The organism is Niveispirillum sp. GW835-FHT14G11, from assembly GCF_058793615.1.
In genome coordinates, this window is record NZ_JBXAFZ010000005.1 from 361,145 (window position 1) to 378,338 (window position 17,194).

Annotated in this window: 16 protein-coding genes; 12 read left to right on the forward strand and 4 right to left on the reverse strand. The window is 65.1% G+C overall.

Annotated elements, in window-relative coordinates:
- Window positions 1-55 precede the first annotated feature (55 nt).
- Window positions 56-730, reverse strand: a complete 675-nt coding sequence (locus AC1Q7F_RS12210) for a hypothetical protein (protein WP_492507108.1) — start codon at window positions 728-730, stop codon at window positions 56-58.
- On the opposite strand from AC1Q7F_RS12210, the gene AC1Q7F_RS12215 reads away from it, so the two are divergent.
- Window positions 720-947, forward strand: a complete 228-nt coding sequence (locus tag AC1Q7F_RS12215; RefSeq protein ID WP_492507110.1) for a hypothetical protein — start codon at window positions 720-722, stop codon at window positions 945-947. The two genes, AC1Q7F_RS12210 and AC1Q7F_RS12215, sit on opposite strands and share 11 nt — an antisense overlap.
- A 112-nt stretch (window positions 948-1,059) precedes the next feature.
- Here the strand turns inward: AC1Q7F_RS12215 and AC1Q7F_RS12220 are convergent, their stop codons facing one another.
- Window positions 1,060-1,524: a flagellar biosynthesis regulator FlaF gene (locus tag AC1Q7F_RS12220; protein ID WP_492507112.1), complete on the reverse strand. Its 465-nt coding sequence runs from the start codon at window positions 1,522-1,524 to the stop codon at window positions 1,060-1,062.
- Between the two features lie 139 nt (window positions 1,525-1,663).
- Between AC1Q7F_RS12220 and AC1Q7F_RS12225 the strand changes: the two genes are divergently transcribed.
- Window positions 1,664-3,673, forward strand: coding sequence for a tetratricopeptide repeat protein (locus AC1Q7F_RS12225; protein ID WP_492507113.1), 2,010 nt, complete (start codon window positions 1,664-1,666; stop codon window positions 3,671-3,673).
- A gap of 239 nt (window positions 3,674-3,912) precedes the next feature.
- On the forward strand, window positions 3,913-6,741 hold the full coding sequence (locus tag AC1Q7F_RS12230; protein ID WP_492507115.1) for an ATP-binding protein: 2,829 nt from the start codon (window positions 3,913-3,915) through the stop codon (window positions 6,739-6,741).
- 27 nt (window positions 6,742-6,768) lie between these two features.
- Here AC1Q7F_RS12230 and AC1Q7F_RS12235 read toward each other — a convergent pair whose 3' ends face one another.
- Window positions 6,769-7,107 (reverse strand): ribbon-helix-helix domain-containing protein, encoded by a 339-nt coding sequence (locus AC1Q7F_RS12235; protein ID WP_492507117.1) that lies wholly within the window; start codon window positions 7,105-7,107, stop codon window positions 6,769-6,771.
- 225 nt (window positions 7,108-7,332) lie between these two features.
- Here AC1Q7F_RS12235 and AC1Q7F_RS12240 point away from each other — a divergent pair, with 225 nt between their 5' ends.
- The 9 genes from AC1Q7F_RS12240 to AC1Q7F_RS12280 all read left to right on the forward strand — a co-directional run bounded on the left by AC1Q7F_RS12240 (window position 7,333) and on the right by AC1Q7F_RS12280 (window position 16,172).
- Window positions 7,333-7,512 carry a hypothetical protein gene (locus tag AC1Q7F_RS12240; RefSeq protein WP_492507119.1) on the forward strand — a complete coding sequence of 60 codons (180 nt, stop codon included), beginning with the start codon at window positions 7,333-7,335 and terminating at the stop codon, window positions 7,510-7,512.
- 87 nt (window positions 7,513-7,599) lie between these two features.
- A complete protein-coding gene (locus tag AC1Q7F_RS12245) occupies window positions 7,600-8,838 on the forward strand; it encodes a YcaO-like family protein (protein WP_492507120.1) in 1,239 nt (412 codons plus the stop codon).
- Window positions 8,839-8,852: 14 nt separating this feature from the next.
- Complete coding sequence (locus AC1Q7F_RS12250) at window positions 8,853-9,602, forward strand: TfuA-like protein (protein WP_492507122.1); 750 nt, start codon at window positions 8,853-8,855, stop codon at window positions 9,600-9,602.
- A gap of 83 nt (window positions 9,603-9,685) precedes the next feature.
- A complete protein-coding gene (locus tag AC1Q7F_RS12255) occupies window positions 9,686-10,375 on the forward strand; it encodes a Crp/Fnr family transcriptional regulator (RefSeq protein WP_492507124.1) in 690 nt (229 codons plus the stop codon).
- A gap of 38 nt (window positions 10,376-10,413) precedes the next feature.
- Window positions 10,414-10,704 (forward strand): hypothetical protein, encoded by a 291-nt coding sequence (locus tag AC1Q7F_RS12260; RefSeq protein ID WP_492507126.1) that lies wholly within the window; start codon window positions 10,414-10,416, stop codon window positions 10,702-10,704.
- Window position 10,705: 1 nt separating this feature from the next.
- Window positions 10,706-12,643: a glycosyltransferase family 9 protein gene (locus AC1Q7F_RS12265; RefSeq protein WP_492507128.1), complete on the forward strand. Its 1,938-nt coding sequence runs from the start codon at window positions 10,706-10,708 to the stop codon at window positions 12,641-12,643.
- 343 nt (window positions 12,644-12,986) lie between these two features.
- Window positions 12,987-13,307, forward strand: a complete 321-nt coding sequence (locus AC1Q7F_RS12270; protein WP_492507130.1) for a hypothetical protein — start codon at window positions 12,987-12,989, stop codon at window positions 13,305-13,307.
- Between the two features lie 283 nt (window positions 13,308-13,590).
- Window positions 13,591-15,486, forward strand: coding sequence for a flagellin N-terminal helical domain-containing protein (locus tag AC1Q7F_RS12275; RefSeq protein ID WP_492507132.1), 1,896 nt, complete (start codon window positions 13,591-13,593; stop codon window positions 15,484-15,486).
- 224 nt (window positions 15,487-15,710) lie between these two features.
- Window positions 15,711-16,172 carry a flagellar biosynthesis repressor FlbT gene (locus AC1Q7F_RS12280; protein WP_492507134.1) on the forward strand — a complete coding sequence of 154 codons (462 nt, stop codon included), beginning with the start codon at window positions 15,711-15,713 and terminating at the stop codon, window positions 16,170-16,172.
- Here AC1Q7F_RS12280 and AC1Q7F_RS12285 read toward each other — a convergent pair.
- Window positions 16,156-17,193: a 3-oxoacyl-ACP synthase III family protein gene (locus AC1Q7F_RS12285; RefSeq protein WP_492507136.1), complete on the reverse strand. Its 1,038-nt coding sequence runs from the start codon at window positions 17,191-17,193 to the stop codon at window positions 16,156-16,158. The genes AC1Q7F_RS12280 and AC1Q7F_RS12285 overlap by 17 nt on opposite strands.
- Between the last annotated feature and the right edge of the window lies 1 nt (window position 17,194).

Here is a 17,194-nt window from a genome sequence, read left to right on the forward strand (position 1 = left end):
TATCGAGCCAAGCCACCGGATGACGGAGCCCGGCGCGTGGGGGAACACGAATAGCTTAGCCGAACAGGGCGTTGTTCAGCTTGGCGGTACCGGACAGGCCGGTATCGAAGCTCTGAGCCGCGGTCAGCATGTTCTGCAGCTCCAGCGACGCCGCCGATTGCTGCGGCATGCCGTCACCCGCCTTGGGCTGCTGTGCAACGGTGTCGTAATCCTTGCGATAGACGCCCATCGACAGCTGAATCGCGTAATTCTTGGAGGAGACGGTGGCGCCCTTGCTGTCCTTGGTCGCGGTGTTGCCGTCATTGGTGATCTTGACGTAGTAATCACCCGAGGTCAGCTTCAACTCGCCCTTTTGCAACTTCGCGTAATTGTCGCTGGTGGAGCCCAGGCCTGCCTTGCTGTCGGCGACGACGGCGCCGAAGCGGGACATGACCTGGACCCGCAGACCCGGATCACCCAGCAGGCCCATCTGCGCCTCGCCCGAATTCTGGACGCGGAATTTGAAGACGTCGCCCTTGTCGTCCTTCTTGATGGCGCTGTAGACATTGAGGCGCGTGCTGTCCTTCACCAGGGTGCCGATGTCGGTGGCCGCGCCATTGGTGGCGTAGGGCGACTTGCGGACCTCCTTCTCGAAGGTCTGGACCTGGATCTTGGACTGCGCCTCGGCCTTCTTACTGGACTTGGCGGTAGCTTCTGCGAATTCGGCCAGCTGCTTCTCGATGTCCGACATTTTCTTGGTCGTGCTCGAAAGGACGCTGGACGCGCTGGCAGTACCGGTTGCTGTGGTGACGCTAGAGGCTGTCGTGGATGTCCCCAACAGCGACGAGCTGCTGGACGTGAGAACCGAACTCGACCCGCTAACGGACGAGACCATGACAAGCCTCCTTACTTATGGCATCCGGAGTCTGGATGCGGTCACCAAAAGCCCCTTCCAACAGCCACTCTAACGGCCATTTCGATAAAATGCAATCTATTCCAGCCGGTTTTCCTCAGGGATTCCTCAAGGAAAATACGGCTGGAATACATGCCATCGACCCTGATCGGGGGTACTATCCCCGGTCAGATGGAAATGCTGAGCTTACCTGGGCCGCCCGCCGGCGGGGCCGGTGGCTTGGGCACGGGCGGCACCGCGGTTGCGGCCTGACCCGGTGCCGGCGCGGCACCGGCCGGCGGGCGCTGCGACAGGCCCGTGGCCACGGCACGATTGATGTCGATCAGCCGATCCAGTTTGTTCACATCCAGATCGATCAGCCGGTCGAAGGTCTGGCGATCCACGATGATGGACAGGGCCAGAACATTGTCGCGGATGTCCCGGGGAAGCGGACATTCCGGATCGACCATCGAAGTCTGGAATATGGTCCAGAGCCGCTGGTTAAGCGACAATGCCTGCCGCAGGAGATCCGGATTCTCCGGCGCCTGGCGGGCATGGATCAGACGGCGCGCCGCTTCCGTGAGGCCCCAGGCCTCGACGTCGCGGGGGTCATCGGATGTGGGACGATTGCTATAACCCGTCGCAGGCTTCATAACGGTCGCCGTGCCCTTTGAACGGTAAAACCATGGAAGCATTATTCCACATCGGGTTACGCCCGACAAGGACAATGGCCTAGAATGAGCCGAGGCGGGCGGGCCGGTGCCGGTGCATCGGTATAGGACGGGGGAACGAATGGCGGCGGGGGGAGCTTATGTCACCGCGGAGCAGGCGGTGCGTCTGCATCAGGCCGGTGACGTGGCCGGTGCCGCGGCGGCCTATCGGGCGCTGCTGGCCGCCGACCCGCGCAATGCCCAGTTGCTGAACCTGCTGGGGGTGGCGAGCCTGCAACTGGGCGATCCGGCCGACGCGGTGGCGCTGCTGACCGACGCCGTCCGGCGCCAGCCCACGGCCGCCGACTATCATGACAATCTGGGCAGCGCGCTGCGCGCTGCCGGCAGTCCCGCCCCGGCGGTGGAAGCCCATCGCAAGGCGCTGCGCCTGAAGCCCGATCATGCGCCCTATCTTTTCAATCTGGGCAATGCGCTGGCCGCCATGGGCGCGCACCGCCAGGCGGTCGATGCCTACCAGAAATCCCTGTCGCGGCGGCCCGGCCATGCCGGCGCCATGTTCAATCTGGCCAACAGCCAGCGCGCGCTGGGCGACCTGACCGGGGCGAAGGCGGGCTATGTAGCCCTGCTGAGGGGGCAGCCGGGCCACGCCCAGGCCTGGAACAATCTGGGTGCGGTCCTGGGGTTGCAGGGGGAACTGGCGGGGGCGGAGGACGCTTACCGGCGGTCCCTGGCCGCCCGGCCCGGTCATGCCGAGACCCTGTCCAACCTGGGCAATGTGCTGGTGGAGCGTGGCCGGCTGGGTGAAGGGCTGGAATGCCATCTTGCCGCCGTCGCCGCCGCACCCGACAGCGCAGAGGCGCGCATCTTCCTGGGCGTGGCGCTGCAGGAACTGGACGAGCTGGACGCTGCCATCACCGCCTATCGCGAAGGGCTTCGCCTTGATCCAGGCAATATCCAGGGCCTGTCCAACCTGGGTGCCGCGCTGGAATTGGCGGGCCACTTGCGGGAGGCCGAAACTGTGCTGTCGCAGGCCCTGGCCCTGGATTCCGGGTCGGCGGCGGTGTGGGGCAATCTGGGACTCTGCCGCTTGGCGCAGGGCGACCGGATACGGGCGCGCCAGGCCCTGGACCGGGCGCTGGAACTGGACCCCGAGCTGGGCCGTGCGCGTGTTTCGCGCGCGCTGATGCGGCTGGAGGCGGGGGACCTGGGCGGCGGCTGGGCCGATTATGCCTGGCGCTTCGCCGCGGGGGAGGCATTGCCCGACCGCCGCTTCGCCATTCCGCAATGGCAGGGACAGGTCCTGCCCCGTGGACGCCTGCTGATCTGGCGGGAACAGGGGTTGGGCGACGAACTGATGTTCGCCAGTCTATATAAGGAGGCGATCGCGCGGGCCGGACAGCCGCCCGGCGGTGTGACCATCGAGTGCGATCCGCGCCTGCTTGGCCTGTTCACCCGCAGCTTCCCCGCAGCCAATGTGCGCGCGCAGTCCCTGCCGCCCGTCGGATCGGATGCGCCCGAACGGCCCGACATGGATGCGCATATCCCCGCCGGCGGGCTGGTTCCCCTGCTGCGACCGGCGCTGTCATCCTTCATCGGTACGCCTTTCCTGGTGGCGGACCGCCGCAGGGTGGCGCAGGCGCGGACCTGGCTGGACGGGTTGCCGGCCGGGCTGCGCGTGGGCATCTGCTGGCGCTCCCGGCTGATCACCACGCGCCGCCGCGCGAACTATGCAGCGCTGGAGCATTGGGCGCCGCTGTTGGCGCAGCCGTCGGTGCAGGTGGTGAATTTGCAATATGGTGCCGGCCCGGCGGAGATCGCCCGGCTGGAGGCGACGGGGCACCGGTTGCACGTCATGCCCGGCCTGGACCTGACAGACGATCTGGAAGGGCTTGCCGGCCTGATATCGACCCTGGACCTGGTGGTCACAGCCCCCACGGCGGTGGGCGAGATGGCGGGGGCCTTGGGCACGCCGGTCTGGCGCGTTCAAGGTGGTGGCGACTGGTCAACCCTTGGTGCGGCGACACGGCCTTGGTTCGCGTCGATGCGCATGATTGCACATGCAGGCGGCGTCGCCGAGGGCATCAACGAAGTCATCCATATTCTCAGGTATAATTCGCAATTGCATGGCTGACATTTTGTCGGTGCCCAGTTTCCATGGGCGCAACGTGATGCTATCGTATGCCGGAAGGTCGAGACCAAGAGTTGGGGGACTCCGGATTTCGACGGATGGTGATTTTCGAAACCATCATTTGGCTTCGGCGGGCAGAGATCATGTCGGTGGCGGGTGAAAGTCGGTCAAACGACGCACACGATGGCATTCATGCCGTAACCTCCGGCGGTCGCACGGGACTTGCCCGTGCCGACCGGCGTATGGTCACGGCCTTTTTCTGCGACATCGTCAATTCGAGCCTGATGGTCATTCCGCAGGATCCCGAGGACGCCTATGACCAGCTGTCCGGCCTGATCGACATCATGCGCCGCCATGTGGCGGCCTTTGGTGGCACGTTGTGCCAGACCTTGGGCGATGGGGTCTATGCGGTGTTCGGCGCACCAGTGGCGCAGGAGAACCATGCCGTCCGCGCCTGCTTTGCGGCAGAGGCCATCCTGCGCGAGGTGGCGCGCAGCGGCCACAAGGTGCGTGTCGGCATGGCATCGGGAGAGGTGCTGTGGGACCATGACGCCGCCGGCCGCCAATCCTGCAATCCTGCCACGGGCGGCACGGTGCATGTCGCCGCCAAGCTTCAGCAGCTGGCACCGGGTGGCCACGCTCTGATGGCGGATACCACGGCCCGTCTGGCCGCCGACTGGGTGGAAACGCAGGAAGGGTCGCTGGTCGTCCTGGGGGGAGACGGACCGCTGCAGACCTATTCGCTGCTGGGCATTCGCGGCCGTCGCCGGCAATGCGACGATGAACTGCCCATGGTCGGGCGGGAGAATATCCGTAACTATCTTTTGACCGGCCTTGACAGCATGGTGACGGACGGGACGTTCGCCGCACATCTGATCCAGGCCGCCCCCGGCCTGGGTAAGACCCGCCTGATGCGGTCCCTGGCCGGAACGGCGCGGGAGCGCGGCCTGCGGGTGATCGAATGGCAGGTGCCGGTGATGGAGCCGGTGGGTGCGCCCAGTCCCCTGTGCCAACTGGTGACCGAACTGCTGGACGGGCCGCTGCCGCGCACGCTGGACGGCGTATCGGCGATGCTGCGGGCCGCCGGCGCGCAGCCGGAGGCGGCTGAGGCCTTGTCCTTGATCCTGTGGCCCGCCCAGGAGGGTAGGCGCGAACGCGGCGCGCCCGCCGTGTTGTCACTGGCAGCCATGGCGCTGGCGGCACTGGCCCGCGCGGCCTCCGAACGGCGGCCGATATTGCTGCTGGTGGAGGATGCGCATTGGGCGGATACGGCCGTGCAGGCCGTGTTGTGCGCCCTGCTGGATTTGCCGGCGGCCACGCGCCTGATGCTGATCCTGACCAGTCGCGAGGAGGGGTTGAACATCGCCCTTGCCACCCATCAGACCGTGCGCCAGCACAAGCTGGGGCCGCTGGGCGTGGCGGAGGCGTCGCGCCTGCTGGACATGTGGATGGGCAGCTTCCCGGGCCTGGACACGATCAAGCTGGATCTGGCGCGCCGCGCGCGGGGCAATCCGTTCTTCCTGGTCGAATGCGTGCGCGTGCTGATGATGAACGGCTCGCTGATCGGCGAAGTTGGGGACATGCGTCCTGGCGAGATGCCGGCCTTCCCCTTGCCGGACACGGTGCAGACCCTGCTGTGCGTGCGGATCGACATGCTGGACGAGGAGGCGCGCCGGCTGTTGCGCGCCGCCGCCGTCGTTGGCCAGACATTCGATGCCGGCCTGTTGTCCAGCCTGACGGACAAAGACGTCGCGGTCCGGCGACTGCCCGATCTGATCAGGCTGGGCTTCATCGACGAGACGCGCCTGCTGCCCCGTCAGGAATATTCTTTCCATCATGCGCTGATGCATGAGGCGGTTTATTCGGGCGTGACGCGGCGTGATCGCCAGCATCTGCATGGGCGGCTGGCCGAACTGCTGAACCGGGACGAATTTTCCGACCTGACGGGCCGGCTTGCCGCCCAGGCGCGCCACGCCTCGGCGGGTACGCTGTGGCCGTTGGCCGTGCGGTCCGGTCTGGCGGCCGGGAAGGAAGCGCTGGCCCGGTCGCTGGCGGTGGAGGCGGTATCGTTGCTGACCATCGCCGTCCAGGCGAACGAGATGCTGCCGACCAGCCAGGATAATATGGAGGCCGGGATCGACCTTCGTCTGGCTTTGGCAAAGGCTGCCATGCCCGCCGGCATGGGCGAGCGGGCAATGGCGGAACTGGACAAGGCCGTCGGCCTGGCCCGGCGGGTCGGCGACGAGTCCCGTGCCATGGTCGGTTTGGTCCAGCAGATCAATTATGAATGGGTCTATGGTCGCCTGGATCAGGCATTGATGCTGGCCGATTCCGCCATCGGCCATTCCGGTGGCGAGGAAGCCGCACATCCGGAGCTGCTGATCATTGCAGCAGCCTGCCATATCGAGAATGACGAGCCGGACAGCGCCTTGCGCCTGCTGGACATCGCCGAGCGTCCTGCCACGCGGGAACGGCACGCGGCCGGCCGCTATACGATGCTGAACGTCGCCATGATGGTCGGTGTCAAAAAGGCCCGCTGCCTTGCCCTGGTGGGGCGGCAGAACGAGGCCGAGCCGCTGGTCGAGGAGGCGTTGCGGCTGGCCGAAGAGGACCAGTTCCCCTTCAATCGGGTCTTCGTGCGCGCGGATGTCGCCGAAATCCGGCTTCGCCAACGCCGGTTCGGGGAGGTGTTGGCCTATAGTTCGGAAAGCCTGTCCTTGTCCCGGTCGACGGGGGCCACGTTGTTCGATGCGGTCAATCTGGCCCGGCGCGGTCTGGCCCTGTCCTATATGGGACGGGGGATCGCCGGCCTGACGGACATTGACCAGGGACTGGGCATCGCCATCGCCCGTGGCGCGGCTTTACATATCGCCAAGGTCCGGCAGTGTCGCGCCGTTGCCCTGGCCCTGATCGGCCAGTCCCAGGCCGCGCAGCAGGAGCGTGCGCTGGCGGCCATGCTGGCAGATGAACGCGGCTATCGCCTGCTGGCCAGGCAACTGCCCAGCCTGACCGAACTGACCGAGATGGCAGCGCAGTCCCGTTCCAACCTGAACCTGCTCTCGATCCGCTGACGTCCTGGTCAAATCCGGACGCCGGTATCAGAGCTTCATGTCGGCCGGCAGGTCGATGACATCACGCAGCAGCAGCGTGGAGACACCCCGCGAGACGGCGCGGTAATAGGCGACCAGGAAAGCCCGGATCGTGGCCGTCAGCGACGCATTCTGATGCTGGCGGCGCGACACGATCGTGATCACCTGATGGATGCTGAGATTCTCGCGCTCGGCGATCTCATGCAGGGCCTGCCACATCACAGCTTCCAGGCGCACGCTGGTGCGGTGACCGTCGACCCAGACATTGTGACTGATCAACTGGCCATCGACCTCCAGGTCATGCGGCTCGTAGACAGTGATGTCATTCTTGGATTGCGGAGCGTTCATCGGCGACCTCGCCTTCCCTCAGTATCAATTTCCGGCCTGTCGCGGATACCGTTCGGCAGGCCGCGCTTGGTAGACACACCATAGCGTTCCTTCTGCATACGTCGCTGTGAAGCACTTCACACGGCAAAACCGACCATCCGCATTACCGTTGGTGGCGAAGACGAGGAGACCTCACCAGGTCGGTCTTCGGAATACAGAAGTAACCTTAGATATGGAGAACGCAATATGTTGACCCGTGGTGCGGATGGTCGCCTGTATCGTGTTGGCCCGAACGGGGCTGTCGTCGTTGCTGAAGAGGCCCAGAACCAGAGCATGACTCGGATCGCGGCCCGCGGCTCGATGGATGCCGGCGCCAGTGCGGAGATTTTCTCCTCCAGCGCGGAAATCTTCTCCGCGAAGATGTGACGCCATGGGATGCCGTTCCGGGGTTTCGCTTCGGAACGGCCCCATACGCCCAAAAAGCAAAGCGAACAGCGTGATAGGGGAACGGAGATGGATCAGGTCCGTTTGACCGACTGGGACAATCTTGAGATGCCGCAATGGCGCCGGTTGATCTCCGCGGAGGAAACACTGGACCGGGTGAAGCCGTTATTCCCCGTATTCGGCATCACGCGCGTGGCCAATGTCACGGGCCTGGACACGATCGGCATACCGGTCGTTATGGTGAACCGGCCCAATTCGCGGGCGCTGGCCGTGTCGCAGGGCAAGGGCGTGACCCTGGCTGCCGCCAAGGCATCGGCGGTCATGGAATCCATCGAAAGCTGGCATGCCGAGCGCTGCACCCATCTGTCGCTGCGCATCGGATCTTACGAGGATCTGCGCTATTCGCTACCGGTGGTCGATCCAGACCGGCTGCCCGGCAATGTCGACAGTGCCTATTCCCCGTATCATCAGATGCTGTGGGCGGAAGGCACCAATCTGCGCGACGGGAACAGCCTGTGGATCCCCTATGAGATGGTTCACACCAACTATACCCTGCCGCTGCCCACGGGCCATGGCTGCTTCCAGGCCACGTCCAACGGGTTGGCGTCGGGCAACCACTGGATCGAGGCCGTGCTGCATGGCCTGTCGGAAGTGATCGAGCGCGATGCGCGCACCTTGTGGAACCTGTTGCCGGAAGAGGGACAGGACGAGACGCGGGTCGATCTGGAAACCATTGCCGATCCGACCTGCCGTGCGCTGCTCGCCCGTTTCGCCCATGCCGGCGTGGCGGTGGGCGTGTGGGACATGACGTCCGATGTCGGCGTGCCCACCTTCCTGGCGCGCATCGTCCAGGCCGATGCCGGCGTCGGCACCACGGTGCGCCCGGCCAGCGGCTATGGCACGCATCTGATGCCGGAGATTGCCCTGTCCCGGGCCCTGACGGAAGCGGCGCAGAGCCGTCTCACCTTTATTTCCGGTGCCCGCGACGACATGCGGCGCGAGGAGTACGATCATTTCCTGGCGGAGGAACAGCAGGCGCTGTGGTTGAACCGCATCCGCCTGGGCGCCACGGTGCGCGACTTCAATGAGGTCAAGGGCTGGAAGGGCCATTCCCTGCGTGGCGATCTAGGTGAACTCCGCCAGCGTCTGGCCAATGTCGGGATCGAGGATGTGGTGGTCGTCGACCTGACCCGCGCCGAGATCGGCATCCCCGTGGTCCGCGTCGTCGTGCCGGGCCTGGAAGGGGTGGACAACAGCCCGAATTACAGCCTTGGGGCCCGCGGCCGCCGTGCCGCCGGCTTGGCCTGAGAGAGGACAATGCCATGAGCAATCCCGTCATCGTCTTCCTGGGCCCGACGCTGCCCGTTTCTGCCGCCCGTCGCGTGCTGACGGCCGACTATCGCCCCCCCGTTGCCCAGGGCGACGTGCTGCGCGCCATCATGGACCGGCCGGCGGCCATCGCCATCATCGACGGCTATTTCGAGAATGTGCCCGCCGTCTGGCACAAGGAGATCCTGTACGCCATGTCGCAGGGCATCCCAGTGCTGGGCGCCGCCAGCATGGGCGCCCTGCGCGCCGCCGAGTTGGCGCCCTTCGGTATGGAAGGGGCCGGTGCCATCTTCGACGCCTATGCCGATGGACGACTGGAGGATGATGACGAGGTGGCGGTGACCCATGGTCCCGCCGAGCTGGGCTATCCGTCCCTGTCGGAGGCGATGGTCAATATCCGCCGCACCCTGTCGGACGCCCATGGCGCCGGCATCCTGTCGGTCCCGGCCCGACGCCGCCTGCAGGACATTGCCAAGGATCTGTGCTATCGCGACCGCAACTATGGCCGCATCCTGCGTGAGGCGGAGGATGATGGCGAGGTCGATCCGGCGGAGATCAAGGCTTTCCGCGACTGGCTGCCCATCGGCCGCGCCGACCAGAAGCGTGAGGACGCGCTGTGTCTGCTGACGCGCGTTCGCGACCGGGTGACCGCGGGCACCCTGGGCGTGCGGCCGCTTTATACATTCGAGCATACGACCATGTGGGAACAGGTGGCACGTCCGGTCCTGCGGGCGCTCGTCTGACTTGCATTTTTCGATCACGGAATCAATCCTGAGGCGATGGCCCCGGTTACCGCCGAGGCCACGCGGATGACGGGGAGATTGCCGTGGCGCCTATCATCGATCCTGGCCTGCTGCGCCGTAACAGCTTGTTCGGCGTCCTGGAGGAGGCGGAGATGGAGGCTGTGCTGGGTTTTGCGAAGCTCCGCCGCGCGGCGGCGGAGGAGCGGATATTCGCCAAGGGTGATCCCGGTGACAGTCTCTATGTCATCCTGCGCGGTCGTGTCGCGGTTCAGACCGAGTCGCAGGATGCCAAGGTCATGCTGCTGAACATCCTGGATACCGGTGCGGTGTTTGGGGAAATCGCCATGCTGGACGGTGGCGAACGCACCGCGACCATCGTGGCACAGGAGCCGACGGACCTGCTGCGCATTGACCGCAGGGATTTCCTGCCCTTCCTGTCGCAACGTGCCGACCTGTGCATCCGTCTGATGGGCGTGCTGTGTGAGCGGGTGCGCTGGACCAGTGCCATCATCGAGGACACGGTCTTCCTGAACGTCACCCGCCGGCTGGCCAAGCGCATCTTGATGCTGGCGCAGAATTACGGACGGCAGACGGATACCGGCATCCGCATCGCCACCTTCGTCAGCCAGGAGGATCTGGCCAACATGTTGGGCGTGTCGCGCGAGATCGTGAACAAGACCCTGAAAAGCTTCCAGGCGTCGGGCGCCATCACCTATCGCAACGGCTATATCGTGCTCCAGGATGAAAGCTTCCTGGATCAGATTTCGCGCTAGGCGTAGTCTACGCCTCTTGTGATCGGCAAGGCGGTGGCGTGGACAGCAATCGGATCGCTTCATCCCTTCTTCTCCTGGTCCTTGCGGCGGGATTGGCCGCCTGTGCCAGCCATGAGGGGCAGGTGAACGACAATTACATGTATGTACCGTCGCGCCCGCCCGAGCCCGCCCCCCCGGTAACGGCCGCGCCGCCACCCGCTGTGGTGGTGCCAGCGCCCGCGCCGGTGCCCCCGCCCGCCGCCCCTGCCACCAAGGCTGGGCCCGCCAATCCGGCCAGGCCCACCCCATTGACGCCGCCCCCGCCCAAGCCGACCGGCACCGGCACCTGACATGGATGTGAACACGACGATCGACCGGGCCATCGCGCTGCACCAGAATGGTGACCTGGCCGAAGCGGAACGGCTTTACCGCGATATCCTGGTGGCGGTGCCCGGCATGGCCGATATCCATTATCTGCTGGGCATGGCGCAGCTGGGTCAGGGGAAGGCGCCCGCCGCCGTGAAGACCCTGCGCACGGCCCTGCGCCTGAAGCCCGGTCCCGGGGAATGGTGGTTCAATCTGGGCGCCGCCCTGCGTCAAGCCGGTGATGGCGGTGCGGCGCTGGAGGCTTTCATTGCCGCCGCCGAGCGTTTTGGAGATGAACCGGCGCGTCGGGCGGACGCCCTGGCCGAAGGCGGCGCCCTGCTGGCGTCCCGCGACGATGGGGTGGGGGCGGAACGGGCGCTGCGTCAGGCGCTGTCCCTGGCGCCCATGCATGCCGGTGCCAGGGCCAATCTTTCTGCCGTGCTTTACAACCGCTTTGCCGATATGGGCGGCCTGGACCGTGCCGATGCGGCGTCCAGCCTGGCTGAAGCCGCGCGCCTGACGCCGGACCGGGTGGCGCTCTGGCAGCGGCTGGGGCTGGCCTATCTGCGCGCCGAACAGCCGGCCGCCGCCCTGGAGGCGTTCGATGCGGCCCTGGCGCTGGGCGGCGGCGGGGTTGAACTGCTGCTGGCCCGTTCCGATGCGCTGTCCGTGCTGGGCCGGTTTGAGGAGGCGCGGGACGTGGCCGCCGCCGCCGCTGCCGCGCTGCCGCCCGATGCAATAGGGCCGCTGGTGGCCGGGGCGGTGGCGTTGCATGGGCTGGGCGCCCTTGGCGACGCCGCCGAACGGCTGCGCCGTGTGCTGGCGATCGATCCGGCCCATGTCGCGGCCCTGCTGAACCTGGGCAATGTGCGGGAGGATCAGGGCGACGCGGACGGCGCGGAGGAATGTTATCGCCGTGTTCTGGAGATTTCCCCGGACCTGCCCGTCGCCCACTGGCAAAGGGCCCAGGCCCGTCTGCGGGCCGGTGACCTGACCGAAGGCTGGCGCGAATATGAATGGCGCTGGCATATGCCGGGCTTTGGGCTGCCGGCGCCGTTGCGCGGCCTGCCCGTGTGGGACGGTGTCACGGACCCGCCGGGTGGTCGTCTGCTGGTCCATGCCGAGCAGGGGCATGGCGACAGCCTGCAATTCATCCGTTATGTCCCGCGATTGCGCGCCCGCGGCCTGGATCTGCATGTTCAGGTCCAGCCGGCCCTGGTGCGGTTGTTCCGCGACAGCCTGCCCGGCGATATCGCCGTGGGAACACTGGGTGATCGCGTGCCCGATGGCTTTGCCTGCATTTGTCCGCTGCTGGGCCTGCCATTGCGTCTGGGGACAGGCAGTCTGGCCGACATTCCGGCCGACATCCCCTATCTGCATGCGCCGGAGGGGCGGCGAGCGCCATGGCAGGCGCGGCTGCGGAGTTTGCCGGGGTTGCGCGTGGGACTGGTCTGGGCCGGCGACGGGCGCAGCGGTGATCCGCGCGCCGCCGCCACCGACCGCCGCCGCAGCCTGTCGCTGCCCCAGTTGGCCGCACTGCGGGATGTGCCGGGCATCAGCTGGGTCAGCCTGCAGAAGGGCCCCAAGGGCGCGCAGATAGCCGATGCCCCGTTCGCCATCGCCGACTGGACGGCCGAACTGTCGGATTTCGCCGATACCGCCGCTCTGGTCGCGGAACTGGATCTGGTCATCGGTGTCGATACGGCGGTCATTCATCTGGCCGCTGCGCTGGGCCGGCCGACCTGGGTCCTATCCCGCTTCGATGGCTGCTGGCGCTGGTTGCGCGATCGTCAGGACAACCCATGGTACCGCGAACTGCGCCTTTTTCGACAAGCCGTGTGGGGCGATTGGCGGCCGGCAATCGCCGGATTGGCTGATGCGTTGGCGAAACATACATCCGAAAGTGCAATTGAAGTCAAATGACAGAATCTAAAATGAAAATTCCGGATTCTCTGGGACCGGCAAAATGAAACCGCCCGGCTGCTGACATCCGGAACAGCCCCGTGACTCCCTTATGATTCAGCCTACTTGGCGGCGCTAAAGAATCCGTTTGCGCGTCTCTGGGAACTGGGTTAATGTAATCGTCTGGATAAGAAGGCTCACGGCCATGCAGATTGAGGGGATCCGGAGTGTAGCACCACCTATCGTAACCGCGGTAACGCCCAGTAGCGCCGCGGCGGTAGAGGAGTCGACTCCGCCCCAAGCCACCCGTGCCAACAATCTCCCGTATATCAGCCCCGTCCTGCAATATGACAGCGACGCCGCCGTGGCGGTTCTGTTGTTCCGCGATGGCGGCAGCGGTGATGTGGAGAATCAGTACCCATCCAAGAGGGTCGTGCGCGAATATCAGCTGCGCGGCCGTGAGGGTCTTGTCCCCGATGCGGGGGAGGAGCGTGGCGGGGAATCGGCGGCCGATAATCGCCTCCTTTCCCTGGCGCGCGGCAGTTTTGGCGTGGTTTCGACCAGCGGCACACCAGGCTTCGGTGTTTCGTCGAGCGCGGGCACATCGCCCACCGTGGCGGCTTCGCCTGTTGTCGCCATCGGTGGTGGCGGTACGGTGTTCAGCACGGTCAACTTCGTCGCCTGATCCAGACTCTTCAGTGCCGAATATTCCGGTGCCGGAGTGCCATGACGGTCTCCGGCATTTTATTTAATTGTAGTCCGGAACTGTTCTGGCATGCGGAGGGGAATTATTTGGCGCCCGGCGGTGGGACGCGGGGAATGAAGCCATCCCAGGTCTGGTTGACCTGACCCTACGGATAGTTGGGCGGAAAGCCTGATTTAAACGGCTTGACTCTTTCCGGATAAGAGTGTTCCCTGCTCTTAACCCGAAAAATTCGGGTAGATCATACCTCCAAAGGAGAGACACTATGTCTACGAGTGACGTCAGCCTTACCGCTGGTATGCGGAATAACCTCCTCCTCCTGCAGAAGACGAACAAGCAGGTTGAGTCGATCCAGTCCCGTCTGGCAACGGGCAACAAGGTCAACAGCGCCCTTGACGGCCCCACCTCCTTCTTCGCGGCGAAGGGTCTGAATACCCGCGCCGGCGATCTGTCGAACCTCAAGGAGGCGATGGGCCAGGCGATCAGCACGATCCAGGCTGGTGATAAGGGTATCACCGCGATCGAGGATCTGGTCGAGCAGGCCAAGGGTCTGACCACCACCGCCTATTCAAACCTGGGTAATGATGCCGCCTCGATCGCGACCCGTAAGTCGCTGGCCGAGCAGTTCAACCGCATCAAGGAGCAGATCGACAAGATCGCTGGCGATAGCGGCTACCAGGGCAAGAACCTGCTGTCGGGCAACGGCCTGACGCTGGACAGCACCTCCGACAGCCGCGCCAGCGTGAATGCCCTGGGCGGTCTGTCCAACAGCCGCGTGACCAACGTGGTCAGCGCCGACACCTATTCGGTCAGCGTTTCCGGCACCGGTGCCATCAGCGCCGACCTGGAGGATATCGCCAAGGCCGAAGATAGCCGCGGCATCACCTCGCTGAAAGTGTCCGGCACCCTGTCCGCCACCGCCGGCAACTTCGCCGACATCAAGATCGAGATGCGCGGCAACAGCGGTCGTGAGCGCACTGCGGTTATCACCGAGAATGGCGAGTCGCGTACCGTCAAGTTCTTCGACAACACCCAGGCGGCAACCGCCAGCACCGTGACGGCTGCCAAGCCGGGCGGCGGTGGCGTCTCGGGCGTGTCGCAGGTTTCGAAGATCACGATCAGCGGTGCCATTGAGGAAGGCGACACCTTCACGGCGACCGTGAATGGTCAGGCCATCACCTACAAGGCGTCGGCTCAGGACGCGTCCTACGCCGATCCGGTCGAGCGTCGTGAAGCGATCGCCCTCGGTCTGCAGAATGCCGTTGACCTGGCTGTCGGTGCGGGCGGTACCAACCGCTTCACCATCGCCAACGACGATGCCGACGGTGACGGCACCGATGATGGTTTCACCATCACTTCGAACGACACTTCCGGTACGGGTACCGGCTTCTCGATCGGTGCCACCAGCACCAACACGGCCAGCAAGGCCGTGTCGATCACCTTCTCGTCGGGCACCACGATCTCCTTCACGGTTGACCGTGCGCAGCTGGAAGCCTTGGGCACCTCGGCCAATGGCGCTTCCACGATCGAGAAGAATGTCGACATCACCCTGTCGGCCACCAACCTGAACGGCGTGACGGTCGAACGCTCGGGCAACAATGCCCGCGGCGCTGCCAAGCTGGCCGATGGCGAGAACTCGCTGAACTTCGACAGCGGCACGGTTCGTGTCACGGTCGACAGCCAGACGATCAAAGCGACGGCCTCGATCAATGATTCCGCCAACCTGACGACGGTGCAGCGTACCGACGCCAACACGGAAAATGATCTGGCCGTGCAGTTCAACGCGGACAATACCTCAAACATCCAGGTCGTCAGCCGTAACGTGACGACGGGTGGCCAGGGTCTGCGCGTCGATTATGCCCAGAACGATTTCCTGGATCGTTCGGACATCGACAAGGCCGTGGCCAGCCTGGACTTTGCGACCTCGACGCTGCGTAGCGCGTCGCAGGCCCTGTCCACCAACCTGAACGTCATCCAGACTCGTGAGAGCTTCACCAACGAGTTCTCCAACGTGCTGGTTGAAGGTTCCAACAAGCTGGTCCAGGCCGACCAGAACGAGGAAGGTGCGAACCTGCTGCTGTTGCAGACCCGCCAGCAGCTGGGCACCATCTCCCTCTCCCTGGCCAATCAGGCCCAGCAGTCGATCCTGCGGCTGTTCTAAGCCTCAGGGCCGTAAGGCAAAAGGAACGGCGGGCCAAAAGCCCGCCGTTCCTGATTCCGGCCTCTCCCCTGTTTCTCGCCATGGTCCAACCGAGCCCGGGTCAAAAAGTTATGGTGCCCGCGTTCGTTTTTTCGTGACCGGCGGGGGGTGGGTGGCTTACTTCCTTGTTCTGCCCTGGGGCGGCCCGAAGCCGTGTCTGGGCATATTGAAACGGGAATGCTGCCGTGCCTTTGAAACTTGTCCTGCGACCAGGGGAAAAGCTGATCGTGAACGGTGCCGTTCTGGGCGTCGGCGATCATCCGGTCTCGCTGTTCTTCTACAACAAGGTGAATTTCCTGCGTGGCCGGGAAATCCTGAAGGAGGAGAATTGCGATACCATTGAAAAGAAACTCTATTTCATCATCCAGCTGATCTACATCTTCCCCGAGGATGCCGAACTGAACCTGATCAAGTTCGGGATCATCCTGGAGGAGGCACGCCTGTCCCATCCGGGGGAGGTGACGTTGTTCGACGATGTCCAGACGCTGGTCCAGAGCGGTAACTATTATCGCGCGCTGAAAATCTGCCGGAAGCTGTTTCCGGCCGAGACGCCGGCCCCAGCAACGGATGCTGTGGAGAAGCCGACCCGGACGCCCGTGGTGGTGACCAAGGTTCGCCGCCGTCCGATGCTCAACCAGCCAGAGTAGTTTTTCCGTCGGGATCCACCAAAATGGTCCGGCAGATGCGTGCCGGGCCTGTCCGCCATATGGCGGTTCCCCACGACCAGCCGACGCCAAAGCCGCAGAGCAGCAGGGTTCGTTCCCCGGCCGTCAGCGATGGGGCCAGCGCGTCCGTCAAGGCCAGGGGGATGGTGGCGGAGCTGGTATTGCCCCGGTCGGCGAGTGCCAGGACCAGCTGATCCTGGCGTGTGCCGATCTTGGCGCCCAGCCGGCGTAACATCATCTCATTCGCCTGATGCAGCACGACATGGTCGATGGCGGCGATGTCCGTGCCTGCCGCCGCCAGGGTGGCGGCGATGGCCTTCGGCACTTCGCGCAGGGTGAAGGCGAAGACCTGGGTGCCATCCATGAACAGCAGCGGCCCGTCCGGCTGGCGTGCACCGCCGCCGGGCTGGATCAGATAGGGCCCGCCGGCCCCGTCCGTGCCGACATCGATGGTCAAGGGGCCGGCATCCCTGTCAAATTCCAGCGCCGTCACCGTGCCGGCATCACCGAACAGGGGCGCCACGGACCGGTCCTGCGGGTCCAGCGTTCGGCTGGTCGTGTCGCCGGCCACCAGCAGGGCCCGCCCCCGCCCCATGCCGGCCAGCAGCGACGCCGCCAGCCACAATCCATAGACATAGCCGGAGCAGCCCAGCCCGACATCGAAGGCGGCGCATTGCCGGCCCAGGCTCAGACGGTTTTGCAGAAGGCAGGCGGTGGCGGGCAGAGGATGATCCGGGGTCTGGGTGACACAGATCAGCAGATCGACCTGGTCGCCCTGCCAACCCAACCCGTCCAGCAGTTCGCGCGCCGCCGGTTGGGCCAGATCGGACATGCATTGGCCGGCGGTAGCGATATGGCGGCGGCGGATGCCGGTAGCGTTGGCGATCCGCTCGGCCTGATCGGCCCCGAACCGCGTGGCCAGGTGCGACACATCTTCCACGCCCGTCGGCAGGGCGGAAACGATGCCGCGAAGGGCAATGCCGTTGATGCGGGCCTGGGCCATG